20 protein-coding genes and 1 pseudogene are annotated in these 25,156 nt (G+C 61.2%); 14 read left to right on the top strand and 7 right to left on the bottom strand.

Going from position 1 to position 25,156, the window contains the following annotated elements; translation table 11 throughout:
• Positions 1-31: 31 nt before the first annotated feature.
• The 12 genes and pseudogenes from ACFWCF_RS12690 to ACFWCF_RS12635 all read left to right on the top strand — a co-directional run bounded on the left by ACFWCF_RS12690 (position 32) and on the right by ACFWCF_RS12635 (position 12,573).
• Entirely contained in the window at positions 32-2,167 is a 2,136-nt protein-coding gene (locus ACFWCF_RS12690; protein ID WP_378561617.1) for a PQQ-binding-like beta-propeller repeat protein, read from the top strand.
• Positions 2,164-3,117: a carbohydrate ABC transporter permease gene (locus ACFWCF_RS12685; protein WP_378561614.1), complete on the top strand. Its 954-nt coding sequence runs from the start codon at positions 2,164-2,166 to the stop codon at positions 3,115-3,117. The genes ACFWCF_RS12690 and ACFWCF_RS12685 overlap by 4 nt, the downstream gene beginning before the upstream one ends.
• Entirely contained in the window at positions 3,114-3,935 is an 822-nt protein-coding gene (locus ACFWCF_RS12680; RefSeq protein WP_378561611.1) for a carbohydrate ABC transporter permease, read from the top strand. The genes ACFWCF_RS12685 and ACFWCF_RS12680 overlap by 4 nt, the downstream gene beginning before the upstream one ends.
• A gap of 29 nt (positions 3,936-3,964) precedes the next feature.
• On the top strand, positions 3,965-5,296 hold the full coding sequence (locus ACFWCF_RS12675) for an ABC transporter substrate-binding protein (protein ID WP_378561608.1): 1,332 nt from the start codon (positions 3,965-3,967) through the stop codon (positions 5,294-5,296).
• Complete coding sequence (locus ACFWCF_RS12670; protein WP_378561605.1) at positions 5,293-6,402, top strand: ABC transporter ATP-binding protein; 1,110 nt, start codon at positions 5,293-5,295, stop codon at positions 6,400-6,402. Before ACFWCF_RS12675 ends, ACFWCF_RS12670 begins: the two co-directional genes overlap by 4 nt.
• Before the next feature lie 131 nt (positions 6,403-6,533).
• The gene (locus tag ACFWCF_RS12665) at positions 6,534-6,941 is read left to right on the top strand and encodes a YybH family protein (protein ID WP_378561602.1); all 408 of its coding nucleotides are present in this window, start codon (positions 6,534-6,536) and stop codon (positions 6,939-6,941) included.
• 228 nt (positions 6,942-7,169) lie between these two features.
• Entirely contained in the window at positions 7,170-7,940 is a 771-nt protein-coding gene (locus ACFWCF_RS12660) for a helix-turn-helix domain-containing protein (RefSeq protein ID WP_378561599.1), read from the top strand.
• Between the two features lie 365 nt (positions 7,941-8,305).
• Positions 8,306-8,663, top strand: a pseudogene (locus ACFWCF_RS12655) (type II toxin-antitoxin system RelE/ParE family toxin).
• Positions 8,660-8,974, top strand: coding sequence for a helix-turn-helix domain-containing protein (locus tag ACFWCF_RS12650; protein ID WP_378561596.1), 315 nt, complete (start codon positions 8,660-8,662; stop codon positions 8,972-8,974). The pseudogene ACFWCF_RS12655 and the gene ACFWCF_RS12650 overlap by 4 nt, the downstream one beginning before the upstream one ends.
• 170 nt (positions 8,975-9,144) lie before the next feature.
• A complete protein-coding gene (locus ACFWCF_RS12645) occupies positions 9,145-10,242 on the top strand; it encodes an ABC-three component system protein (protein ID WP_378561593.1) in 1,098 nt (365 codons plus the stop codon).
• Positions 10,239-10,715, top strand: a complete 477-nt coding sequence (locus ACFWCF_RS12640) for an ABC-three component system middle component 2 (RefSeq protein ID WP_378561590.1) — start codon at positions 10,239-10,241, stop codon at positions 10,713-10,715. Before ACFWCF_RS12645 ends, ACFWCF_RS12640 begins: the two co-directional genes overlap by 4 nt.
• 25 nt (positions 10,716-10,740) lie before the next feature.
• Positions 10,741-12,573 (top strand): hypothetical protein, encoded by a 1,833-nt coding sequence (locus ACFWCF_RS12635; RefSeq protein ID WP_378561587.1) that lies wholly within the window; start codon positions 10,741-10,743, stop codon positions 12,571-12,573.
• Positions 12,574-12,612: 39 nt separating this feature from the next.
• Here ACFWCF_RS12635 and ACFWCF_RS12630 read toward each other — a convergent pair whose 3' ends face one another.
• Both ACFWCF_RS12630 and ACFWCF_RS12625 read right to left on the bottom strand, forming a co-directional pair.
• Positions 12,613-12,852 carry a hypothetical protein gene (locus ACFWCF_RS12630; RefSeq protein WP_378561584.1) on the bottom strand — a complete coding sequence of 80 codons (240 nt, stop codon included), beginning with the start codon at positions 12,850-12,852 and terminating at the stop codon, positions 12,613-12,615.
• Between the two features lie 47 nt (positions 12,853-12,899).
• Positions 12,900-14,528, bottom strand: coding sequence for an IS1634 family transposase (locus tag ACFWCF_RS12625; protein WP_378561581.1), 1,629 nt, complete (start codon positions 14,526-14,528; stop codon positions 12,900-12,902).
• Positions 14,529-14,845: 317 nt separating this feature from the next.
• Here ACFWCF_RS12625 and ACFWCF_RS12620 point away from each other — a divergent pair, with 317 nt between their 5' ends.
• On the top strand, positions 14,846-15,397 hold the full coding sequence (locus tag ACFWCF_RS12620) for a recombinase family protein (protein WP_378561578.1): 552 nt from the start codon (positions 14,846-14,848) through the stop codon (positions 15,395-15,397).
• Positions 15,398-15,460: 63 nt separating this feature from the next.
• On the opposite strand, the gene ACFWCF_RS12615 is transcribed toward ACFWCF_RS12620, so the two are convergent.
• Entirely contained in the window at positions 15,461-18,208 is a 2,748-nt protein-coding gene (locus ACFWCF_RS12615) for a class I SAM-dependent DNA methyltransferase (RefSeq protein WP_378561575.1), read from the bottom strand.
• On the bottom strand, positions 18,205-21,480 hold the full coding sequence (locus tag ACFWCF_RS12610) for a helicase-related protein (RefSeq protein WP_378561572.1): 3,276 nt from the start codon (positions 21,478-21,480) through the stop codon (positions 18,205-18,207). Before ACFWCF_RS12610 ends, ACFWCF_RS12615 begins: the two co-directional genes overlap by 4 nt.
• Positions 21,481-21,654: 174 nt before the next feature.
• Between ACFWCF_RS12610 and ACFWCF_RS12605 the strand changes: the two genes are divergently transcribed.
• Positions 21,655-22,959, top strand: a complete 1,305-nt coding sequence (locus ACFWCF_RS12605) for a hypothetical protein (protein WP_378561569.1) — start codon at positions 21,655-21,657, stop codon at positions 22,957-22,959.
• On the opposite strand, the gene ACFWCF_RS12600 is transcribed toward ACFWCF_RS12605, so the two are convergent.
• The 3 genes from ACFWCF_RS12600 to ACFWCF_RS12590 all read right to left on the bottom strand — a co-directional run bounded on the left by ACFWCF_RS12600 (position 22,960) and on the right by ACFWCF_RS12590 (position 25,021).
• Positions 22,960-23,967, bottom strand: a complete 1,008-nt coding sequence (locus tag ACFWCF_RS12600; protein ID WP_378561566.1) for a DUF3039 domain-containing protein — start codon at positions 23,965-23,967, stop codon at positions 22,960-22,962. It abuts the gene before it with no gap.
• Positions 23,968-24,026: 59 nt separating this feature from the next.
• Positions 24,027-24,437, bottom strand: coding sequence for an excisionase family DNA-binding protein (locus ACFWCF_RS12595; RefSeq protein ID WP_378561563.1), 411 nt, complete (start codon positions 24,435-24,437; stop codon positions 24,027-24,029).
• A gap of 185 nt (positions 24,438-24,622) precedes the next feature.
• Positions 24,623-25,021 (bottom strand): hypothetical protein, encoded by a 399-nt coding sequence (locus ACFWCF_RS12590; protein WP_378561560.1) that lies wholly within the window; start codon positions 25,019-25,021, stop codon positions 24,623-24,625.
• Positions 25,022-25,156 lie beyond the last annotated feature (135 nt).

The raw sequence follows: 25,156 nt of genomic DNA, 5'->3' as shown, positions 1-25,156 counted from the left end.
ATCCGCTCCCTCAATGCAAGGTGCAACAAACATGCATGGAACAGTCCGTGGCGCCGACGGAATCGGCCTTCCCGGAGTGATCGTCTCCAATGGACAGGACACCACCCGCACCGACGACGACGGCACATACACGCTCCCGGAACGAGGACGATTCGTCTTCGTCTCCCGCCCTGAAGGGTTCACCGCTACCCGCTGGTGGTTTCCCGCCACGCCCGGACCCGTCGATTTCGACCTCGTCGAACAGCAGCAGAGCTTGCCGTTCGAAATTGTGCATCTGACCGACACTCACCTGAGTGTTCCCGGTGGCGTGGCGGAAGGTACGGAACGTAAGCAGCGCTCGATGTACCCGGAAGGTGGTCTGTCGGACCAGTTCACGGCACTCCTGCGCTCGCTCCCGTCGACGTTGCCCGACGCGCAGGCGATCTTCCTCACCGGCGACCTCGTGGACACCGGAGTCTCCGATGAGTACGAAGCTCTGGTCGAGGTGCTCGCAGCGAGCCCCCTTCCTGTTCATGCGATTCCCGGAAACCACGATCACATGAACGGCCGCAGCGAGACGGCGATCTCCCCGAACAACTACCTCACGAACGCGGCCGACCCCTCCGCCTACGAAAATCATCTCGGTCCTCGGTGGTACAGCTTCGACATTCCGGGGCTGCACGTCGTCGCCATGGACTGGCACACCCACGAGTTGGGACTGGACGACGTTGTTCAGGAAGAGTGGCTCCGCAATGACCTGGCACTGGTGTCTCCGGACACTCCGTGGGCATTGCTGTTCCACGACCAGCCGAACGACACCCTGCTCACGAATGTTCCTCGCCCGCCCGTGGCCACGTTCTCAGGACACTGGCACACCTCGCGGGTGGTACGGGTGGGCGGCACGCTGCACGTCAACACTGCGCCCACGTTCTTCGCAGGACTGGACTACAGTCCGCCATCGCTGCGCCGTGCAGTCTGGGACGGCACGGAGTTCACCCTCGACACCGTGGCACTCCACTTGTGGGACGATGCCCGGCTCGCACCCGTTCTGAGCAAGTCCACCATCGCCTCTGCACCGAATGCATCGACAGTGGAGGCTGTCCGCTGGCGTACCTTCCTCACCGGCGCCGGTCATCGGCAAGGTGTGTCGATCAGCGAGGGCCAGGTCTTCATCGGCTCCCAGATCGAGGACTCGCCGGGAGGAGCCGTCGAGGCACTCGAACTCGACACGGGCCGCGTCCTGTGGACCGCGCACACAGCGTCGTCCGTCAAGGTTGCCCCGACGGTCGTCGGGGATGTCGTGGTCGGCGTCGAGGTCACCGGCGACGTGTCGGGCTACGACCGGACCGACGGCACGCTGCTCTGGACCTGTCCGTCACCCGACCCTCTGCGGCGTTTCGCGTGGGGAGCAGCGTCGGAGGCCGACGGCAGTGTGGTGGTCGGAGATCAGGCCGACCTGCGGCGTATCGACGTCAACGACGGGCGTGTCCTCTGGCGGCGGACCGATCTGGCGCCCCATCACAATCTCGTGAGTCATACGGCTCCCCTGATCGTCGACGACCTGGTAGTGGCAGGTTTCTGGCCCAGCCCCGAACATCCCATCGGGTTGAGTCTGGCCACCGGCGACAACCTGTGGACGCAGGCTGCCGCAGAATCGTCGGCGGACTTCCGGAAGACCAAGCGACTGCTGGTGATGGGCACCGCCACGTACGACGCCTCGACCGAGACTGTTCTTCTGCCCGGATACTCCGCGACCGTGGCGGTGGACGCCGCATCCGGAACTTTGACGTGGGTGGCGGAGCACGCGGGCAACTACAGTGCCACATCACCGGTGGTCACCGATCGAGGAATCCTCGTGACCGTCGTGGGACGCGGGCTCACGATGCTCGATCGAACCGACGGGCACATCCTCTGGGACCTCGAAATCGACTCGGCCGCCCCGTTCCCCATGCAGCCCTACTCCAAGCAGGCAGGCTCCGTCCTCGCACCGCCGCTGGTGCTCGACGACACGATCATCCTTCCCTGCCTGGACGGAACGATCCGGACGTACTCCCTCGACGGCGTACCGCTCACCACCGTTTCTGTCGGTGTGCCCACTGCGGCGCCGCTGGTCGATGCAGGGCACCTCCTCATCGGGGTCGGTTTGGACGGCGGCGTCTACGCCATGGACCGAGAGGCGCTGCTGTGACCGCCACGCTCAACTCCCGGGCCGATGAGAAGAAGCCGCCGGGCTCCTCGTCCACCGACGCAAAGCAATCCGACTACCGTCCCTCGCCATGGCGTCGGTGGGCCCCGGTGATCATGGTGTCGCCCATGGCGATACTCGCGTCCATCTTCATCTTCCTCCCCGCGGTCCTCACGTTCATCGGAAGTTGGTTCACGATTCCGCTGGCCGGCGGCGAATGGGGATTCGTCGGGTTCGCCAACTACCAGCGGATCTTCAGCGATGCCCGTGTCATCCAGGCGATCATCAATACGATCGTGTATTCGGTGGGAACGATTGTGCCGAGTCTGGTCATCGGACTTCTGTTGGCGTTGGCCGCCGATTCCCTCACTCGCGGCAGAGCACTGGTTCGCACCCTGTTGTTCCTGCCGATGACCGCGAATCTGGTCGCGATGGCCGTGGTCTTCACGTTCATGTTCGATTTCCGTAGTGGGGTCGCGAACAGCCTGTTGGGGATGGTTGGTGTCGCACCGATCAATTGGCTCGGCAGCACCGACTATTCCCTGCTCACCGTCGCACTCGTCGGTATCTGGCGAACCGCCTCCTTCACGATGATGATCTTCTTCGCCGGGCTGGCAACCGTGCCGGACACCATGCACGAGGCTGCGCGCATGGAGGGCATCAACGGGTGGACACGGCTGGTGAAGATCACACTGCCCGTGATGAAACCGTCCGTGGTGTTCGCCGTGGTCATGGCGGTACTCCAATCCGTCCAGGCATTCGACACAGTTCGGGTGATGACCGACGGCGGCCCGCAGCATTCGTCCGAGCTGATCCTGACCATGGCGTGGCGGATGGGCTTCCAGTACTTCGATCTGGGTGCTGCGTCGGCGTTGTCGTTCCTCATGGTCCTGGCGTTGCTCGCCGTCGGCCTCTGGCAGCGGAAAGTGCTCTCTGGAAAGGACGAACGATGAACGCCGCTCTACGGGTCGGCAGGTGGATCTTCCTCGCCGGTGCACTGCTCGTCTCCCTCTTTCCCTTCTACTGGATGCTCCGCACCTCGGTTGCAGACCACGACCAGGTGTTCGGCGACGGGTTCTCCCTGCTGCCCGACACCCTCACGTTCGACGGGTACGCGCGTGCCTGGAACGACGCGTCCTTGGGCAATGCCATGCTGGTCGGCCTGGCCGTCACCTTCGGCATTCTCGCTCTGCAACTGCTCACCTGTATCCCCGCCGCATATGTGCTGACGGTGCACCGAAAGCGGTGGACAGGCCGAGTGTTCGGTTTCGTCATGCTCTGCCTGCTCATTCCGGCACAGGTGACGATGATTCCGTTGTTCATCGGCCTCAATCAGGTCGGACTCGGTGACACCCTTGCCGCACTGATACTGCCGTTCGCGACGTCGGTGCTCGGCACGTTCATGATCCGCAATCAGATGATGTCCATTCCGGTTGCGCTGTTCGAGGCCTGCGAGATGGACGGCCTCGGACCGATCCGCACTATGCTCAGCGTTGTCACACCGATCGCGTTGCCCGGCATCGCAGCCTTCAGCGTGTACTCGATTTTCGTTCACTGGAACGACTACATGTGGCCCCTTCTCGTGGCACGGAGCCCCGAGATCCAAACTCCCCCACTGGCGCTGGCAATCTTCCAGGATGCCAGTACCGGATTCGACTATCCGGCGCTCGCGGCAGGCGCTGCGATCGTCACCGTACCCATCGTCGCCGTATTCCTCTTCGCCCAGAAGCATTTCGTCCGGGGCATGAGCGGCACCGAAATCACCGGCTGAATTCCCCTCACTACAGGAGCAACAGAAGAATGCGTCCTCACACACGTGTCCTCGTCGGCACCACCGCCACCGTACTCACCTTCGGTCTCGCCGCATGCGGCAGCGCCGGCACCACCACCACGAATCAGCCTGCAGACGGAGCGTCGGTCGCCGCCGCCGTCGATGTCGCCCAGTGCACCACTGAAGGAACCGTCATCGATGTCGCATTCAACTCGGTGGCGACCGAATCCATGGCAGCCGCAGTCGAAGCGATGGAAAAGCGATACCCCGGACTGGAATTCGACGCCCAGGCTGCGCCGTCGACGTCCTACGACGATCTCACCCAACAGATCGTCGCCGACATCGCCGTAGGCAACCGCCCCGACCTCATCATGACCGGACTCGGACAGATGCAGTTCTGGGTCGACGCCTACGACCCCGTCCCCTTCGACTCCTCGGTTCTGGCCGACACCTACCAGAAGCAGTTCCTCGGCGCCGGCACCGCACGCGACGGTGTCACATACGTGGCGCCCGCGCAGATCTCCGCACCTGTCATGGTCGTCAACCAGGACCTGCTCGACGAAGCCGACGCCGGCAGCGCCGAAGACATCAAGACCTACGACGATCTTCTGCGCGTCGCGGAGAAGGTTACCGCTCACACCGGGACACCCTCCGTCTCCATCGCTCCTACGGGCCTACCCGAATGGTTTGCGCAAGGACTCATCCAGGCTTCCGGCGGCACACTGGTCGATTCCGACGGCGCAGCAGCATTCGGTGACGCTGCCGGTGTCGACGCACTGCGCATCTCGTCCGACCTCGGCAGCAACGGGTTAGAGGCCGGCATCCCCGACGCCACCCAGGCCATGGACATCTTCACCTCGGGCACCTTGCCCATCTCGATGATCACCACCTCCAACATCGCGGCGATCAGCCAGGGTATCGGCGACAAGTTCGACTGGATGCCCATCAAACTGCCGACCGTCGACGGCAACCAGGATCGCGCGTTGCCCGCAGGCGGCAACGGCTACATGGTCCTCTCGGAAGATCCCTGCCGCGCAGCGTTCGCCAATGAACTCATCGGGCAGATCCTGACCCCGGAGAGCGTGCTGCAGGCGTCGGGTACCCAGCGCAGCTACATCCCCGTGGACACCACCGCTCGCGACGAACTGCTGGCATCCGACCAGGCGACCCCGCAGATGACCTTCGCGTGGACCTTCGACAACGAACTCACCCAGTGGGGTGGGTTCCCGGGCGCACACACTGCCGAGATCTACGACTTCATCGAAGTGATGAACCAGCAGCTCCAGACCGGCGCCGACGCCGAAACCACCGTTCTGGACACAGTCGAGTCCATCAATGCAATCGTAGGAGCCGTATCGTGACCGCCGTCCAGATCTCGGGTGTCACCAAGACTTTCGGCGACGTCACGGCACTCGCAGACATCGACCTCGACGTCGAGACCGGTGAGAACATCGCCATCCTCGGACCGTCCGGTTCCGGCAAATCCACCCTCTTGCGGATCATCGCGGGCCTCGAACCCGTCGACACAGGTGAGATCCGGTTCGGAGGTGAGCCGCAGAACGGGATCCCGCCCGAGAAGCGTGATGTGGCCATTGTTTTCCAGAGCTACGCCCTCTATCCACATCTGAGCAGTCGCGAGAACATCACGTTGGGCCTGCGGCACGGAAAGAAACTCAGCCGCGCGGAAGCAGACGCCCGCGCCACCGACATCGCCACCCGGATGCAGGTCGAGCACCTCCTCGATCGCAAACCACGACAGATGTCCGGTGGTCAACGTCAACGCATCGCCCTGGCCAGAGCACTCGCCCGACGCAGCAACATCGTGTTGCTCGACGAACCGCTCTCCGGCCTCGACGCCCAGCTTCACGCCACCCTCCGCGTGGAGATCGCGGGACTGCTGCAGTCGGTGGGCGCCACCGGCATCAACGTCACCCACGATCAAGCCGACGCGATGGCAATGGCGTCTCGTATCGCCGTCATCAACAAGGGGCGCATCGAACAACTCGGCACTCCCGACGAGCTGTACCGACAGCCGAAGACCCTCTTCGTGGCAGGTTTCGTCGGGACACCTCCGATGAACCTGTTTCCGGTCGACACCGATACTCACGCGTCGCGGTTCGGTACCCACACAGGCGGCGACGAGAGCATCACACTCGGTGTGCGGCCCGAACGGTTCTACTTGGGCGAGGGAGCGCTCCACTCGTCCGAGATCTGGAGGGTCGAGGGCAGGGTCGTGCTCATCGAACCCACCGGGCGCGAACGGATCGTGCACGTGCAGTGCGGGGACTCGGTCGAGTCCTTCGCCATCCTGGTGAGTAGTGAGAACGTGCCCGCGATCGGTGAGCACGTGACCGCATGGTGCGAACGCAGCCACGTCCACGTGTACTCGAACCTCACTGAACAGAGGCTCGGCAACGCACAAGAGTGCGGAATCGGACTTCGCGATCTGGCACTCGTTGCGGGTTGAGTCCCGACTGTCGATTACTGGCTGTTGTTGACGGTGCCGTGGGTGTGTGTGGGTTCGTCGTCCGCACACACCCACGGCTTCCTGCCCCAACCCTTGACCTCGAGCTCGCTCGAGGTTCTACTGTCGCCCACATGACAACTACTCCGGACCCCCACGACCTCGAACAGATCCACACGATCGTCCGCGACGTACAGGAGGGCTTCAACACCAACGATGCATCACTGATGAACGCCCATCTCGCCGAGGACGCGATCGTCGTGAATGCACGAGGTGCTGTCCTCTCCGGACGCGCAGCCATCCAGAAGGCTTCGGAGGACGCACTCGCCGCCGGTTACCTGAAGGAATCGACGGCGTACTACGAACTGAGCGACGTCGCCGCCCCCTCCCCCGACGTCATCGTCGCCCGGAAGAACGCGTGGTCGACGAAGCAGGACGCCGACGACGGTAATCCGCCGGAGATGAACGCGCTGTACATCTTCGTGAAGCGGGACGGCCGCTGGCTTATCTGGAGGCGGCAGAACACCATCGTCTCGAGTTAGGCCTGATGCCGCGTTCAGCGAGAGCTACCACTATCGACAATGAACACACGAGTGGCTCCCGTAATCTCCTGCACCCACGCGATTTTCGCCCAAACTCTTGCATTCGCTGTACGAACGGTGCCAAGATTCCAAGATCGCCGCCACTCCGAGCGGCGTCACAAGTGAAGAAGGCCCGCCAGGAGTTGCAGCTCCCGACGGGCCGGTTGTCCGACTAAACAGGAGTCGAACATGCGCCAGAATACCCTGGCTGGTGGTGTGCGTCGTGGGCCGCGCCTGGCCAGCAACTTCACCATCCTCAGTAACGCCGTCCTCAACGACGACCGACTCTCCTTCCGCGCACGCGGTGTCCTGATCTGGCTACTGTCGAAGCCTGACGACTGGCGCACCCGATCGGATTCGATCGCCGCGCAGTCCCCGAAGGAAGGCCGCGATGCCATCCGCTCCGCGCTACGTGAGCTCGCCGAACTCGGCTACCTCGTGCGAGAGAGATTTCAGAACGAGCTCGGCCAGTGGTGCACCGTCCAGACCATCTACGAAGAGCCTGTCATCAACCCGGGGCCTGAGAATCCGACCCGCGGCGATGCGGACGACGGAGAACCAGGCGCTCTTATCAGTACTGAAATACCAAGGACTGAAACCAACCGCCCGTCACGGGCTTTGAACGTCCCGCTCAGTCTCGACATCGCCGGCCTCGCTGCAGCGTGCAGGCATGCAGGATTGACGGCGACGTTCGCATATCTCAAACCCGAGGCGGCTGCAGCGATCGACGAGTTGATCGAGGCGCATGGGGTGTCGAAGTTGGTTGCGGCGGCGAAATCGGTGCATCGTCCGGCAGATCCCATGAGGTTCGCGCAGGCTTGGGTGCCGTTGTGGCAGGGGTTGGCTGCACCTCGGGTCGTGCCGGACAAGTGCGGGAGGTGCGATGAGTATGGGTGGTTGCCGGATGACGATCATGGACGAGCGGTGCGGTGTGGGTGTCGCACGGCGGTCGCGGCATAACCGCTCGACCGCCCCCAAGCGGGCTGTGGTCTCGGCCGCACCACGAGCTCGACCTGGCCCGATCTGACTCACGTGACGTCTTGAACCAAGACAGACGACATCGTCCCAAAACTCACCGACAAGGCCTACTTTTGAAACACCGGTTGTGGACACGAAATTTGAAACACCGTTGTCAATTTCAGAAGACGACTGCACGGTGTCCTGCGATTTCTGTCTTGCGTGCAGTTGTCTTCTGACATTCTGTGTTCAGAAGTGCAGTGCCCTCTGTATCTGCGCTCGATGCCATGCTGCGGAGGCGTGTGGTGGATGTGGAGAGAAATAGCATTCCCGCACCGCCTCTTCCGTAACCCCAGTTCAGCACAGGAGTGTCGATCTGGAGTGTCGACGTCGAGTTGGTCGAAGAATGGCTCGCACAGCTGGATCAGTCGTCCTACGAACAGATCGTCGCTGCACTCGAACTGCTCCAAGCACACGGACCACAGCTCGGTGGGCCCCTGGTCGACACGGTGACTGCGTCCCGCCATAAGAACATGAAGGAATTGCGGCCGGGATCGAGCGGGCGCTCGGAGTTGTGTGTCCTGTTCCCATTCGTCTCTCACCGAAAGGGCGATCCTGCTGATCGCTGGAGACAAATCAGGTCAATGGACCAAGTGGTACAAGACGAACATTCCGATTGCCGACGACCACTTCGACACCCACATCGAAAATCTGGAAGGGAAGTGAACGTGGTGGCGAAAAGTCTCGACGACATGCTCAACACACGGCCCGTCGACAGGGCCGCCGTGGGTGCGCACAAAGGCCGACTGCTCGAGGAGGTACGGGCCTACCGACTCAAGGAACTCCGCAAGAATGCCGCTTTGACTCAAGGCGAGGTCGCAGACCGTCTCGGCGTCGGCCAAAACCGCATCTCCAACATCGAGCGCGGTGACCTCGCGCGAGTCCAAATCGATACCCTGCGCCGATACGTCGAGGCCATCGGCGGCTCCCTACGCGTCGAAGTCGAACTTTGGGACGACCGCTTCCATATCGCCTGACCGAATCGGCGAATCCCCCCGACGCTTCATGCACGCAGGTCTGACCTGATCTGCCTTCGCACGGCCGCGACTACAAATGGCGGAGGCAGCTCGGCAGGTCCCCCCGCTGTGGATCGTGAATGCCCATATTAGGATTGCAACGTTGTGACACTCGATGACGAGGAGGCTGCGTGTCAACGACGCACATGATCGAGATGCGCGACTTGCAACCCTCGCACTCGACCGGCGCCCTCAGCGCCGAGCGCGTCAAGCACGGACCCCGCCTCGCCCCGCGAAAGGTGATCCAGACCTACGATCCGGACGAGTGGGAGATCTTTATTGAGGAGTGGGCTTTGGGCCTGTCACCTCAATACGTCCGCGTCCAACGTTTTGGGGGATCAGGCGATCGAGGTGTCGACGTCGCCGGGTTCAAGACGGACCGTGGCTTCGAAGACCAGTGGGACTGTTTCCAGGGCAAGCACTACGACAAGAGCCTGACGCCCTCGATCGCCTGGCCAGAGATGCTCAAGGTCTTTCTCCTCCCGGTACGAAACTCCCTCTACAAGTTGCCGACTAGCTACAGCTTCATCGCTCCACGCGGACTAGGCACGTCGCTGGCTCATCTCGTCTCCACGCCAACGGAATTGAAGGCAAAGTTCCTAGAGCAGATCGATTCAGGCGAATCGAAACCGTTCAAGGACCTCGACCAGACCCTCAGGGAAGCTGTACGGGTGCTGGCAAGCGCTACCGATTTCTCCATGTTCGGATCGATCGAAGTCCTAGCTCTCATCCAACAGCATGGGGCGACACCCCATCATGCCGCCCGCTTCGGCGGCGGGCTTCCGGACCGACCAGCATTTGAGCCTCCACCAGGAAAAGTTCTGCCAGACGAATTGGTTTACGTACACAAACTGATCGACGCCTACCAAGAGCGCTATGCCGTCGTGGACAGCATCTCCTCAATCGAAGTGCATAAGCAGGCTGGCACGCACCTACGGCGGCAGCGAGAGAGCTTCTACCGAGCGGAAGCGCTTCGCAACTTCGCTCGCGACAGCGTTCCGTCGGGGACCTTCGAAGGGCTACAGAACGAGTTGTACGACGCCGTCATCGAGACCACCGAGGCCGATCACTCTGATGGATTGGAGCGGCTCCGGCAGACTCTCGAACAAGCAATCAACGCCCAACTCAGCGCGAACGCACTTATCCATGTCACGGAGCCGGCTGATCGTCGCGGAATCTGCCACCAACTTGCCAACGAGAACCGCCTGACTTGGGTAAGTCAGATATGACGCAACTACTGAACAGCTCATTCGAAGTCGGTGTACGAGTGGTCGCGATGCTGACGGCCTTATATCCGACGCAAGCTGACCTCGCTCGAATCGTGCTACTCGATCACGTCGTGCTCCACAGTGAAGACTTCGAGGGCGGCACCAGTCTTCACCCCGCGACCCCTGGTCGCGTGGGTGAACTCGGCGTCAAACGCGAACTCGTCCGCGAAGGCATTCACCTCATGGGCGCACGCGGACTGCTCGTTCGCAACGCCACCCTCGACGGGATCTACTACGTGGCGAGCGACGACGCCCGCCCCTTCCTCGATTCCATGGACGCTCCATACCTTGCTCGCTTGAGGGAACGATGCTCATGGGCAGCCAGCGAATTTGGGTTGCTAAGCGACGACGCCATCCGCACGCGGCTTAGCGAAGTGTTCGGACGGTGGGCCGAGGAATTCGAGTATCTGGACAGGCAAGAACTCAATGACTAGTCGACTTCGTCTCGTTCACCTCACCGTGGTAGGCAACGACCGGACTCCGGCCACCGTCGAATTCGGTGAGCGCCTCACGGTCATTCATGGTGCTTCAGACACCGGAAAGTCCCATGTTTTCGACCTCATTCGCTACTCGTTCGGACTTGCCAAGAAGATTGAGGTCCCAGACGAAGGAAAGGGGTACCAATACGTCCACCTCGGGCTCCACGTCGCAGGTGTCGGCACGGTAACGCTCGTCCGTGACTTGACGGGCGGCTCTATCGGCCTCTTCGACGGGGACATTCGTGAACTATCTACAGAACCTGCGCCGGAATATCTGAAAGCGCAACACGTATCCAAAGATCCGCGGAGCGTTTCTCGGTATCTCCTTTCATGTATTGGACTCGACGAGCAATTGGTTCGAAGGAGCCAGTACAACGAAACACGCATGCTGGAGTGGCGAGACGTCATCCGGCTTGCCACCGTAGATGAAGAGACCATTCTCGCCAAGCAATCGCCCGTCGAGTTTGGTCAGTACGGGGACCGCCCCGTCGAGGCGGCCATCTTCAGGCTGTTCATCGAAGGCGATGACGATGCTGGTCTGACTCCCATTCCGAAGCCTGCAGATCTGAAGAAGATATCTGCAAACAAACTCGAGCTTGTAGATCAGGTCATCGCGAGACTCGAAGACGAACTCGCTGACTCCGCGCCGCCAGATCAGCTCCGCGACCAACTCGCTCGCCTCAACATCTCTCTGCGCGAAACAAGCACATCTATCAACGGCGTCAGTTCCAGGCGCAACGGACTAGTACTTCAACGCTCCGCCAACACAAGCACGTTGGCGGAACTACGCGAGCGACACAACGAACTAATGAGCCTTAGCTCACGGTTCGGCCTCCTACGCACGCAATACGACTCAGACCTCTCGCGACTAGAAATGCTTGCACAAGCTACCGACCTGTTTGCGGTGGACGACGAAGGAAGTTGTCCTTTCTGCGGAGCCGAGCCCGACCATCAGCACTGGCCAGACGCCCCAACCGATCCGACCGAGGCAACGACATTCGCTTCCGCCATCACATCGGAACAGTCCAAGATCTTCGCGCTGCGAACTGGCCTTGATCAGACCATCGGCGCGGTCCAGGCCGAACTGCAGGAGATCGGAACACGCTCCAGATCGCTCACTGACGAAGACATGCGGCTCACTTCGGAGATTCGACAGCTAGACGTCGAGATCAAGACTCCCGGAAGCGATCTTGCTCAGCTCCTGGAGACGCGGTCGCGTGTCGAACGAGAGATCGATGCGCATTCTCGTCTCGCGGACTTCTACATCCTGCGGGAGACTACCGCACAAGTTGAGAAGCCAAAGACGTCGACGGAGGTGCCGATCGTCGCCAGCGACCTTAACCAGTTCAATGAGGTCGCTCGGCAGGTTCTGCAACAGTGGTCGTTCCCCGGCAGCGCAGTGAGCTACTCGACCAACGAGCGCGATTTGATGGTCGACCAGCGTGTTCGCCGAGTGCGAGGGAAAGGCGTTCGCTCCATCCTCCACGCGCTCTTCAACGTGGCACTCGCCGAATACTGCCTGCGTCGCGACTACCCGCACCCCGGATTCGTCATCCTGGATTCGCCGATCGTCAGCTATCGACAGGCCGACGACCCCGAGCCGAGTGGGGAGGACGAGACGATCAGCACCAACGTGGTCGACGCGTTCTACGCTTACCTTCAGAACGACTTCCAAGGTCAGTCGCTGATTCTTGAAAACAAGTCACCCGTGTCCCCGCTCCCAGATGGGAGTCGCGAGTACTTCTTTGGTGGCGCAGCTGGGGACGCCGAGAGGTCTGGCTTCTACCCGGAACCGAAGAGGGAAGAGGGCTAAGGACCACTTCATCCCCTGGATAAATCGACAGTGCCGGATTCAGTCACTGTCAGTTTCAGAAAACGACTGCGCGGTGACCTGAGTGTCGGCGATGGCGGTCATGGAGACGCTGGCTCCTTTCGGCTTGCGTGCGATGGCTTTTTGTATGTCGTTGAGCGCTGCGGACGTCCACCGTTCCAGCCTTGGTGTCGCGCGGCTTCCAGACAAAGAACGACACGGCAATGATACTTCCGCCGAGCGCGCAGCGGTCTTCTGAAAAATGCAGTCGTCTTCCGTCAAGGGACATGAGACTTGAAACATCGTCGCTCCCGAGTTGGCTCATTTCGTTAGTGCGTGAACTCCGGGCCTGAAATCCGATCCAAAAGATCGCGGATTTCAGGATCGATTTCGGGCGGGAACGTGTGTCGGACGCCGTTGATCGCGATGGTCGCAGAGCGCAGCGGCCGAAGCTTCTTGACGACGTTGCCGATCGCCAACCCGGTACGGTCCTGGACCAGACGCGAGATCGCCAACGCCGCGAACACAATGGTCAGGTGCGCCTCGATCGAGTCCTTGGTGCGATGAAAGATCGGCCGTGCCCGTAAATCGGTCTTGGACATCCGGAACGACTGCTCCACACGCCACAAATCGTGATACTTGGCGATCACATCACTCGAATCCATCAGTGATACAGGAATATTCGTGACATAGCCTTTGAGGCCCGACAATGATCGAGCTCGCTCGAGTGAAGCAGTGTCCAAGCTGCGGCCTTTCGCAGTGGTCTTGACGAACCGTGTCGACTTCGGGGCGGCGTCACCATCGACGATGGCGCGGGCGCGGGCTTCCTTCGCGTTCAACGTCTTCTGATCACGCGCTGCCCGTGTGGTCGAGTACTGCCACACCGCCCGCCACGCATTCGGATGTTCTGTTGGACTCCACACGGGTTCGGCGCGTGTTCGGACGTTGTTGACCACCGAACGTCCGTGCCGTGGCGTGATGGTGTCGATGATCTGCCCGCCGGTGAAGGCGTTTCCGTTCCAATGGAAGTGGGAGGCAAGATCTCCGGGAGCTTTCGTGACGCGGGATCCGACGACGAATTTCAGGCCGGCGGTATCGAGGTCCGTCAGATTCGAGGCGGACAGCATCCCGGCATCGGCAGCAACGACCATCTCCACACCCTCGATCTCGTGCCGGGCCTGGAACTGGCGCACGATCGGGACGATGGTGCGGGTTTCGGCGTGGTTGCCTTCGAAACAACCGATCTCCAAAGGGAATCCGGTGCGATCCACGAGCAGCCCTACGACGATCTGAGGGTCGACCCGACGCTCTTTCGAGTAGCCTACTTTCCGCAGGTCATCCTCCTTTTCGGCTTCGAAGTACAAGGTGGCGACGTCGTAGAGCAGAAGGCTCAGGCCGCCGGTTTCGGCGGCATAGGCAAAGCACTGTTCGGCGATCGCGGCGCGGTAGTTGCGGTCAATGATCCATCGCAGGTGTCGTTTGATGGTGGCGTAGCTCGGTGGGTCGGCGCCGAGATCGCGCAGTACCCGGCCGACGTCGAGCTTCGAGCCGGGTTCGACGATGCGGGCGATCACCAGGTCCCGGAACACCGCGTCGTCGATCCGATCGAATCCGAGCTGCTCGTAGGCGGCGTGTAGGACCTGCCGCAGCAGCACCGACGCGGTGGTTTCGGTCCTGCCCGGCCTGTCGACGACCGGTTGCTCTTGCGGGGCCGGCAACAGCGCGCCCTGGCCGGTGGGCAGGACGTCGTCGACCGGCAGTTGCGGGACAACGCCCAGGTCGAGGGCCTGTTGTTCGGGTTCGAGCCAGTCTCGTGCCTGTTCGAGCAGCACCCCGAGTTCGACTTCGGTGTGGGCGGATCCGATGTGTTTGACGATTTCCTGTCGGCCGCCGGTGTAGCGGGCGACCTGCACGGCGGTGGCCCCGAATTTAGTGCGTACTCGCCTGATAAACGCCACACAGCGAGCGTAAACCGGCCCTCGTTAGTGCGTGAAATCGGCCTTTCTGAACCCAGAAGACACTGGTCAGGGGGCTGCGACCTGATTTTTCACTTCGGAGTGAGCCAAGTCGGGTGAGACTTGAAACATCGTCGCTCCAGGTGGTGTGGTGAGGTCGGTCCTCTTTCGTCGATGATCAAAAACGAACGTATTTGAAACATCCAACGAGAGGCGCAGCCTGAATCGGCCGACCTGCGGCGACCATGTTGCAAAACTCGTGTCCAAAACTGATGTTGCAAAAATCGGGTTGTCGGTGAGTTCTGGAACACTGTCGTCCTGTGAGCGAACTTTTGGGCTATGCGAGGGTCTCGACCACCGATCAGCACCTCGACGCGCAGAGCGACGCCCTGCGCGTCGCCGGATGCTCGAGGATCTGGACAGAGACTGCGAGCGGGGCGACGACCGCCCGACCGGAACTGACCGACCTGTTCACCCACCTGCGCGCCGGCGACACCCTGGTGGTGTGGCGGCTCGACCGGCTGGGCAGATCTCTTCCTCATCTTCTGCAGGTCGTCGAAGATCTCGAAGCCCGCGGGGTGGGCCTGCGGTCGTTGACCGAAGCCATCGACACCACCACCTCCGGTGGGCGACTGATCTTTTCGATCTTCGGCGCGATCGCCGAATTCGAGCGCAACCTCATCCGTGAACGCACCCAGGTCGGACTGTCCGCAGCCCGAGTCCGCGGCCGCACCGGGGGCCGGCCACCGAAAATGACCCCCAACAAGATTCGGCAGGCGAAGAAGATGCGTGAGGGAGGCATGGCGCAGTCCGAAATCGCCGAGATCCTCGGTGTCGGGCGCACCACGCTGTACCGGCATCTCTGCGACTGACAGATCAACGGCTGTGCGCCTACTCCTGTCAGCTGCCTCCCAGATTCATTATGGAAGGAACTATTAAGTAGAGGGTTCTAAACCTGTCATTTTTGCGTAGAAGCGGAAAAGTGCCTTCTGGCGTTCTTCTAGGGAGTTAGTTTTTTTTATTCCGAACAAACTATCGACGATCTCGTCAAGGAAACGGTGTGCGTCCAAAAGATCGGCGGGCATAGCGGCAGGATCATACAAGCGAGCTAGGGACCATTCCGGGTAGGATTCACGAACCTGCATTATCGATGCTGCGGCGGAAGCGATCTCCCGCCTTTCCTTCTTGCTGACTTCGGGTAGCGGGAAATTGTTGTACGTGAAGGTATTGGAAAAGCTCAAGTCTGACTTGAGTCGACCGCCGACTGTCTTCATCCAGGTCATGAACATTGAGGAGGATAGTATCCCGAGGGTGAATCCATCCGGGTCCGTTACCCTGTAGACCTTGTTACTTGCCACCTCGTCTTCACTTAGAAGCCTAGTGGGAAGATAGCGCCTTCTTTCGCTGGATACCTCCGGTATCCCAAGAGATCTGATGTTATTGTGACGTCTTTCATCAAAAAGGTGCGGCGTCGATGCTTTCCGCCTGGTGGCTACCTTCTTACTGGATTCCCGAAACGATTTCACTGCCGTGACACGTTCGCTCAACACTGGGCTGTCGGCGACATCCCCGTCCGTGGCATCCACCAGCCATAGGCACCACCTCGCCGTGTCGTGAAGGAGCTCCCTGGCTCCTATGAACCTCTTGAGGTACCTAGCGGCAATTGGGTCGGAGGAGACGGTGTCGAATTCCTCGGGCGTCACTACTAAGTTCCCGCCGTCCGTTGGCTTGCTGCCATATCCAGCAGAGGTCAAGGACAGACTTAATGGCGTAGAACGGTTACTGACAAGAACGTTGGGACCGTCCACTAGGTACGGATTTATTCGTACCACTTCCGTCGATGTTCCTTTGCTTTTCCCGCCTTCTCCGTAATGCCAGAGGATAGGCCTCGGTGTTTTTCTTCTGTCAAAACCCAAAATAGACACATGGACTGCGGCGCCATCTTTCGACTCTGTGGACCAGAGAAGGGTTCTGTGGGCAAATCTACAACGCCATCCGGATTCGAGGATCGGGCGCCATAAGAATTCTACGGGTTCTCCTTGACAGATCGAGTTAGTGGATACGAAAGCCCATCGGGCGTCTAACTGCTGGTAGTAGTCGATCGTTTTCGCGTACCAGCAAGTCACATAGTCCAAGTAGCCACTGTATCTATTTCCCCATACCGCTTTGGCGTCTGCGGTTTGTTCTGGAGTCTTTCGATGCTGCCCACTGAATGGCGGGTTCCCGAATATAATTACATCATTGCTTGGCGGTAGAAGTCTTTCCCAGATTATTTGTAAAGCGTTCCCGTGTTTAATGTTCGGCGCAATCCGAATTGGAAGACGATCAGGAGAGACTCCAAATTCTTGTGCCATGTTCTGGTTCGCGAGGTGGTCCACGAGCAGCATGGCTGTCTCTGCGATCCGCGCCGGCCATTCTTCGAGCTCTATGCCGTAGAAGTGGTCGAGGGTGACTTTGATGTCGCCCGTGACGTCAAGGCTGAGCTGTGCTCTTTGGACCTTCCTCGAAGCTGCTTCAGACATGTCCAAGTCGCGGCGGTGTTGAAGAATCTCGAGTTCGAGCGCACGCAGTTCGCGGTAGGCGACGATGAGGAAGTTGCCGCACCCACATGCAGGATCGAGGAACCGGAGCCGTCCGAGTTCGTTATGCAGCTTGGTCAGATGAGCTTTGTCGTCCTTGGCTCGTTCAAAGCGGTCCCGATACTCGTCGAGGAACAACGGACGGATTGTCTTGAGGATGTTTTCCTCGGTGGTGTAATGCTCACCGCCAGTGCGCCGAGCTTCCTTGCTCTTGACCGTTTGAAACATCGAGCCGAAGACCGCTGGTGAGATAATCGACCAATCAAACTCGCATGCCTTGAGTAGAGCGTCTCGAAATGCCGAGTTCAGGTGAGGGAGTCGCACCGCGTCCTTAAAGAGCCCACCGTTGATGTACCGGAACGGTGCGTATGGGCTGTCCGCGGGAAGATCACGCTTCTGCTCCTCGGTGTCGAGGACGTCGAATAGTGCTTGCAGATCGGTGCGGAGGCTGTCAGCCGTGGTTTGCTCGCGCACATACTTCTCGAACAGTCCTTCGGGTTTCCACATGTCCGCGTCGTCGCCGAACAGCAGGAACAGCAAGCGGGCGAGCAGCAGTGTGGCGTCGTGTTCCCCTACCCCGCAGGCTTCGAGCTCGGTGTAGAGGGCGCCCATGAGACGAGCGGCAGCGACGGATGCGGTTTCGGCTTCGTGGTCGAACGCATCTCGCATCTTGTCGAGCAGTGCGACGAGTGAGATGTCTTCGTCGAAGTCGAGCTCGATCGCTTGCAGGCGCTGCGTGAGGTGAGTGCTGCGGTCGCCGACGATGTGTTCGTGGACAAGGAGTTTGGCGTTGGCGCTGCCGAGCTGAGCGCGCCGGGGCCAGCGCCATTCCTGCTTGTGCTCGTTGGTGAAGATAACCAGGCGTTCCTGGTTGTCCCGTCCGACCAACACGTCGATCTGCCGCTGGGTCTTCCGCGGCGGTAGGACCGGGCAGTGCCAGATCCGCAAGCCCTTATAGCCAGCGACCTCGTGCAACGTGAAGGTCTCGTCATCGACCTCGACCGACAGGTCGGGCCGGTCGGGGTTGTTCCAGCCAAGTTCGTCGATGAACAGGGTGCGGAAGTCGCGGTGGTCGACGAGGTCGAGTAGACGATTCTCGGTCATGAACGAACTCCCATGCTGGACACGATGCGGATCGGGTCTTTCCCGGTCCTCGATGCGATGACGAGGTCCCCGTCGCGGTGCAGGGCGGTGATGCGGGTGGCCAGGTCCTCGTCGCTTGCCCCGGAACGCACTGCTTTACGCAGGCGTTGTTCGGCGTACTTGGTCAACGGGTGCTGATACAGCTCGTCGAGGGCGGCCTGGGTGTCGGCGCTGTAGTTGTTCAATGTCTCGCCGAGCCGTCGCCATAGGGTGCGGCGGACTCCACGCAGCCTGCCGGCTGCGATCTGTGGGGTGGCCAACGGGCCGCGCACGAGGTGTTCGAGCAGCTCATCGTGCTGCTCGTGGTGTTCGAGGCCGAGTTCTTCCGGGGTGGCTTCGAAGGCGCGCAGGACCTCGTGGCCGGTGAGCAGCCGCGTCTGTTCGTCGAGGGTGGCTTCGCCGAAGCCGTCGATGCCGGAGTCGGTGCGTACGTAGCAGAGCACTCCGTCGGCGCGGTCGCTGAGGCGACGGGCTCGGGTTGCGGAGATCATGTCCGGCAAGGCGGCGATCTTCTTGGCAAGGTCGGGGTCGTTCTTCTCGGCTTCGTGCCAGCGTTGATAGGCCAGGCTCGAGGCATCGACGTCGTCGGTGTTGTCCTGGTCGTCGAGGGTGCCGTTGTACAGGTCGGTGATGGCGCGGACTTCGGTGTCGGTGCCGAAGAACTGCTCGTCGGAGCCGAACGCTTCGGCGTTGGCGTGCAGCCGGTCGCTGATGCGTTGGCGCAGGGAGATGACGGTGTCGACCGATTCGTGGAAGAACGAGTACAGCAGGACCGTGTCGGCATCCTGGCCCACGCGGTCGACGCGGCCGGCGCGCTGGATCAGGCGGATGATCGCCCATGGCAGGTCGTAGTTGACCACGATGTGCGCGTCCTGCAGGTTCTGGCCTTCGCTGAGCACATCGGTGGCAATCAGGATGCGCAGTTCGTTGTCGATCTCGTGGTGTTCCTGACCGGGCAGGGCGTTGGATCGCGGGGAGAAGCGATGTGCCAGCGCGGTCGGGTCTTCGCTTTCGCCGGTGGCCACCCCGACCTCGTCGATACCGGCGGCCTGCAAGGCTGTGCCGATGTAGTCGGCGGTGTCCTTGTACTCGGTGAATACCAGCACCTTCTCGTCCGGATGAACCTTGGTGAGCAGCGCTACCAGGGCGGCGAGTTTGGAGTCACGGGCGGTGTCCCAGCCGCCGTACGAGTCGAGCAGACCCCGCAGAGCGGTGGTGTCGCGGTCGAGGTCCTGACGCAGGGCCGGGGTGAAGATCTCCGGCCTCACCCAGGTCACCGAGTTCGGATCGGCGGCGACGAGGGCTTCGTAACGGCGGGACGCATCGTCCCCGAGACGTTCGCCGGCGGCGAGGTCGTCGTTGGTGGGATCCTCGTCGTCGCCTGAAGCGAAGTTGGTGTCGACGATGGTGCCGGTCGGGATCGCCAGACCTTGGTCGATGGCGTAGGCGAACAGCTCGTTGCGGGCGATGTGGCGTTGCAGCGACAAGGTGAACGAGTGCCCGCATGAGGACAGGCGCTTGTAGAAGGTGGTGCGCACGAACCCCGCCACCTGGCCGCGGCCGCGGGTGAGGTTGTCGACGAACTCCCGCTCGGCCTCGCTGAGGAGGGCGGTCGGGGAGATGTAGTTGCCGAGTTCGTAGCGCGGCAGGACCAGTGCGGTGAGCGCGTCCAGCGTGGCGTCGCTGGCCATGATCGCTGCTGGATCGTCCGGTCCGAAGGAATGATCGACCGGCTTCGGGATGCGTTGAGGGAACGTGAACCGGTACCCGTTGGAGAACTCGAGGTACGGGTTGCCGTCCTCGTCGATGAGCGAAAAGTTGTTTTTGACGAACGTGCGGGTGCGCCGCACCAGATGCTCGCTCATCAGCCGCTTCCAGTCGTCCGGGTCCTCAGAACGGCGGAATGCTGCCATCGTGGTGGTCTTGCCGTCGACCTTGTCGACGAACCGAGGATCGGCGGCGATCGCATTGCTCGGAGCGATACCGAGATCGTCGTCGTCATCGAGATACAAGCCGAGTTGGTTGGCGACGTCGCGGAAACGGATGTTGTACGGCGTGGCCGTGAGCAGCAGGACCTTGCTGTCGTTGTCCTGGATATAGCGCTGGATCTCCTGGTAGTCGCGCCGGTTCTCGTTGCGCAGGGTGTGTGATTCGTCGACGATGACGAACGCGTAGCGCCGCAACTCCGGCAGGATCCGGTGCGCCATGCTGTACGGCACGACCCGGCCGTGCAGGTCGTAGGCCTCGAAGTGCTCTTCCCACATCGACACCAGGTTCTTCGGGCACACCACCAGCGGCATGAATCCGTGCTCGTCGCGCAGCATCAACGCCACCGCGATCGCCGTGAGCGTCTTGCCGAGACCGACCACGTCGCCGAGCATGGTGCCGCCGCGGGTCATGATCCGCCGCGCCAGGGTCTGCACCGCTGTGGCTTGGTATTCGAGCAGTTGTTTGCGGATCTCGGTGGGTACCGAGTATTCGGCCAAGCCTTCGCGCACATCGCGGGACAGGTCGTAGCAGACCTTCAGGAACACCTCGTACGGTCGGCGGGGCTCTTTGCGTACCCACGACTCATCGAGCAGGTCGAGCAGATCGGTGGTCACGGGCCGGCTGAACTTGTCGCTCCAGCGATCCTCGAACCACTGGGCCAGCGTCTTCGCTGCACCGATCTCGAGCACATCGACGTTGAGCTCGTAGTTCGACGTCAACCCCGGACCCGTCAGGTTCGACGAGCCGACGAACCCGGTGATCGGATTGTTCAAGTCCTGACGGTGGCAGATGTAGGTTTTGCCGTGCAGCGGCCGGCGGGTGAACACCTTGATCTCCACCGCGCCGGACGCGAGCAGGTCCCGCAGCGACTGCAACGTCGCCCGGTCGGCGTTGGTGGGCATCCCGCGCATCAGCTGCGTGCGTAGCTGCTCGAGCAACTGAGCTTTGCGGTCGCGGGCCGCATTGGCATCGGCATCGGTGCGAGGGGTGCCATCCACTGTGGCCTGCAAGTCTTCGAGGGTTTCCTGCTGCGGGCCGGTCATCACCATGCCGATCAGGATCCGCACCACTGGCCCGGTTACGTCGGCAGCGATCTTCTGCTTGACCAGGTCATCGAAGGAGGACCATCCGCGCAGGTTGAAATAGCCCACGGCGACGTCCATCGTCTCGGAGACCGCGAACGTCTGCTGCAGGTGCGTGCCCAGAGCGGTCTCCAGACCGATGTTGTCGAAAATCCGCGTCACCTGGTGTGGCCTCCTCGTCTGCAGTCCGTGGTGATGCCACGGGTGGTTACATCTTCCACTGAAGTATCTCGATGAGTGTGCCCGACCTGTCGGAATTTCTCCGGACATCGCACGGGACGACCGGAGTCGCGGCGGTAGCGATCCTGTGTCGCTCTCCCGTGGTTCACTCATCGGGTGACGTTCGATGCGACAGGTGTGCGCGTGATGCTCTCCGGGCCAACCGACACCCTCGACGAAATCGAGGCGATGCGACATGCGATTGCAGCGTGGAATCGCGCGCACACCGTGTCACAGAGGTTCTTCTTCACCGCCGAGCACTTCCAGAACGCCGTTCCCGTCTACACACGGTCTATGGACGGCCAGGCGGTCATCAACCAGCAGATCACCAACCATGCCGACATCGTGATCGCCGTGTTCAAACATCGACTCGGTAGCTCTACTGCTCGCAACGAATACTCCGGCACCGTCGAAGAAGCCGACCTACGCGAGGCGGAAGCGAGCGTGCACCTGTTCTTCTGGGAGGGCGATGCACTGCCCACTTCAGTGGTGGACAAGCCTGAGCAGTGGCAGAGACTGAAGCAGTTCCGTGCGACGGTCGAGAGCGAAGAACGCGGGCTGTACACCACCTACCGAACGTCGGAGGAACTCGCAGGCAAGGTCGACGACATCCTGTGGAAGTTCGTCAACGAACGGCCACAACCACCCCGGCCTGCTCATACGGAGTCTGCGCGATCCATCTCACTCGACGTCCGTCCGATCGGCACAATCTGGAAGTTGTCGCTACTCGACCGGTGGATCCAAGCGTGTGTCACGGAAGCGATCGAGGACGAAGAACAATTCGAGGAGAAGCGCAACGCCACCAACAGTCAGTCGACCGTTCCCGGCCTGTCCGCCATCCTGGCCAGCACCGATATCTACCTACGTAAGCCACTGTCCCCGAGCGACATCGACGACTGGGTCGCGTCCGTGCGCAAACAGTACAGCGACTTCGATCGAGAGATTGCCGCAGCAGCAGCACCATCGATTTCCTTCGAGGTCGAATCCGGCGCTCGCCTGGAAGGACTTCAGATAGAACTCGTCATCTCGGGCGCTCTCGCAGTGGAGCGGTCCTCCAAGAAGTGGGGGGATATATGGACGCCGTTGCACGAACCCATATCCGTCACCCGAATCGACTTGTCCCCCTACATAACCCGCACTCAAGCGCAGGTCAGGGGCGCGGACACGTGGGCCGAGAATCATGATGGCGATGTTGTGGTGACGATCGAGGCAGGGGAAGTGCGCCGGCCGACCGCCCGAACCCCCTCCTTCGAACTGGACGACGCCCTCATGGTCCCGTGGGATTCCTCTGCAGAGTCGCTCGAGTACCGGTGGACCGCCAGTGCTGCCAATACTGATCAGGAGTGGTCCGGTGAAGGCCACATCCAACTCACCGCAGACCTGGAGGTCTTCAAGAGATGGGCTCACGGTTCCGAAGACTGATCATCGCTCGGGAAGTGCACGGTAGACCGCTTCGCATTGGGGACAACGCTGCATGTCATCCGGGAGGCGTGTGGGAACGAACACTGTGCCGCAAAGAGCTTTGATGGGTCGCCCCTCGATGTAGTTCTGAGTGAGTCGCCCTTCGTGAGCCCATGCCCAGTGCGCCTGATCGTTCAATACGGGTTCCCGTGGGTGGTCATGGTCGACGCACAGCGCTTCCGCCGTAGTGGAAGCGATTTCGGCCGCAGTACCTGACAGCGAATACATCCGACTGGTGGTGTGGGCTGCTTTCCAACTGGTCACATGGGGATCGATCGCGCACAGGACGATGGTTTCGGCATGCTCGATGAGCGAGTTGTGTTCCCACGAGATGATCTCGACCTCGACGGTGATCTCGCCATAGCCCTCTGGCTCCTCGTCGTCAGGTGCCAGGGTCTCATGGTGCACAGTGACCTTGGCGATGGTTGCACTGTCATCCACAGTCGCAAGGTTCCAGGATGCCGTCCGGCAGGCACTGGCTCGCTCCAATGCCTTCCGGGTGTCGTTATGTATCGCTGTCTCCCAGGTGAGCAGCTTCGCCTCAGCGGTCTCGCGATGAAGCCGGCGGAAATCCGCGGGAGTAGGTAGGTACTGTTCCGGCCCCCTGGCACGGACGTTGCTGCAAAACTCCCTGTAGAAGTCGCTGTAATCGCCTTCTCGACGCAACCCTGACGCGACGAGCCACGCCTGGCCGCCGCTGTCGAAATAGACTGCGCCTCGCCACCGCCCGGACTTCGCTTTGTAGAACTTCGGGTCCGACAGACCGCTGATGGTTTCCCTGCGTATGTCCTCGCTGAGCTCTGCGAACTTGCCCGCCACATGCTGAATGAAGGGATGATCAAGCAACGGGAGCGCCGGCGGGCCGGTCATGCCTTTTTGGGCCAACCGCTGATGACCCACGGTCGCCCACCCCTCCTCAGTGAGATCAGTTTCGAGACAACGCAGGGTTGGACGAGGAAGGGAGGCCATCCGCTAATTATGCCGTGGGTCACGGACAGGTACGGGGCGTGGCTGTAGAGCCACGGAGGTCACACGGTCTGGGGTTGTTCCACGAGCTGGTCGAGGAGAGCATCCCGACGGCTGGCGTGATGTGCAAAGCGAGAGGCCAGATCGGCCTGGTCTGCTTCCATGCGGGCCTGGTACTGCTGCAGAGCGGTGATGCCGATACGCCGGTCACGGCCCACCATCACATATGGGATTTCACCAGCATCGAGAAGCTTGTAGAGGTGCGTTCGACTCATGCCGAGAAACTTGGCGGCCCGATTGGGTGTCAAGCGTTCTTCGTTGTCGACAACGGTCACGTCTGCGCCGGCACGAACAGCATCCGCCAGGTAGTCGAGCGTCTCAGCGAGCTCGGAATCAGCAGGCAGAGCCGCACGGGCTTTATCGAGCTCAGCGAGCTGTTCGGCATCAACACTGCGTGCAGGCAGGGTTCTCATGATCGCGCCTTAAGTGTCATAAAAGCATCAGGTGTCATAGATGTAATGGATGCTTTCACCTTACAGCGCCATGCTGTAAAGGCAATAAGATTCTCGGCGATTCCGGTCACAAGAACCCTCGCCGTGACCTCAAGGCCGGGAAGCATAAACTCTCGCTGCCCACGGACGATGCCGCCTGCTCCTGGTCAGCCAGTACCCAGTGAACCGACACCACGACGGGTGGTCGTCGATGCGATACTGGCGCGGTGCCGACAGTCTAGATCGTCCTCAGCGTCTTGACAGTGATTGCGGCCGGAACCAGCGCCTTTCTGGTGTGGCGGGCCAACACCCGCGCCACCGAACACCGAGAGCAGCAAGCCCGACGAATGGAATAGTGGCGCCGGTTCCAATACGCCACCGAACTCGCCCTCGATATCGACAACCCGCACCGGTCCAACGTCGGTGTCCAGCTCGTCAGGGCGATGATCACCAGCTCTCTTGCCGGCCGAGATGAACTCCTCGCCGCCGATACCGTGCTTGATGAGGTCCTCGCCCTGGGCAATCCTGGCAGTAACGAAGCGGAGGATCACGATGGCGACCACCACGGCACCCAGGGCGACTGACGCGCAGATCAACGCTGCCCGGGGCAAACTCGCCCTCGACAAGAAACCCGGCCGTACATCGTCTGCTCGCGTCGTAGCGATCGCGGCAAAGAAGAGACGCAGCGAAAAAACGGCGTC

Origin of the sequence: Rhodococcus sp. NPDC060090 (genome assembly GCF_042729855.1) — a bacterium.
Classification (GTDB): Bacteria; Actinomycetota; Actinomycetes; order Mycobacteriales; family Mycobacteriaceae; genus Rhodococcus.
The sequence above is the reverse complement of the archived record's forward strand: the minus strand, read 5'-3'. Positions and strand labels throughout refer to the sequence as shown.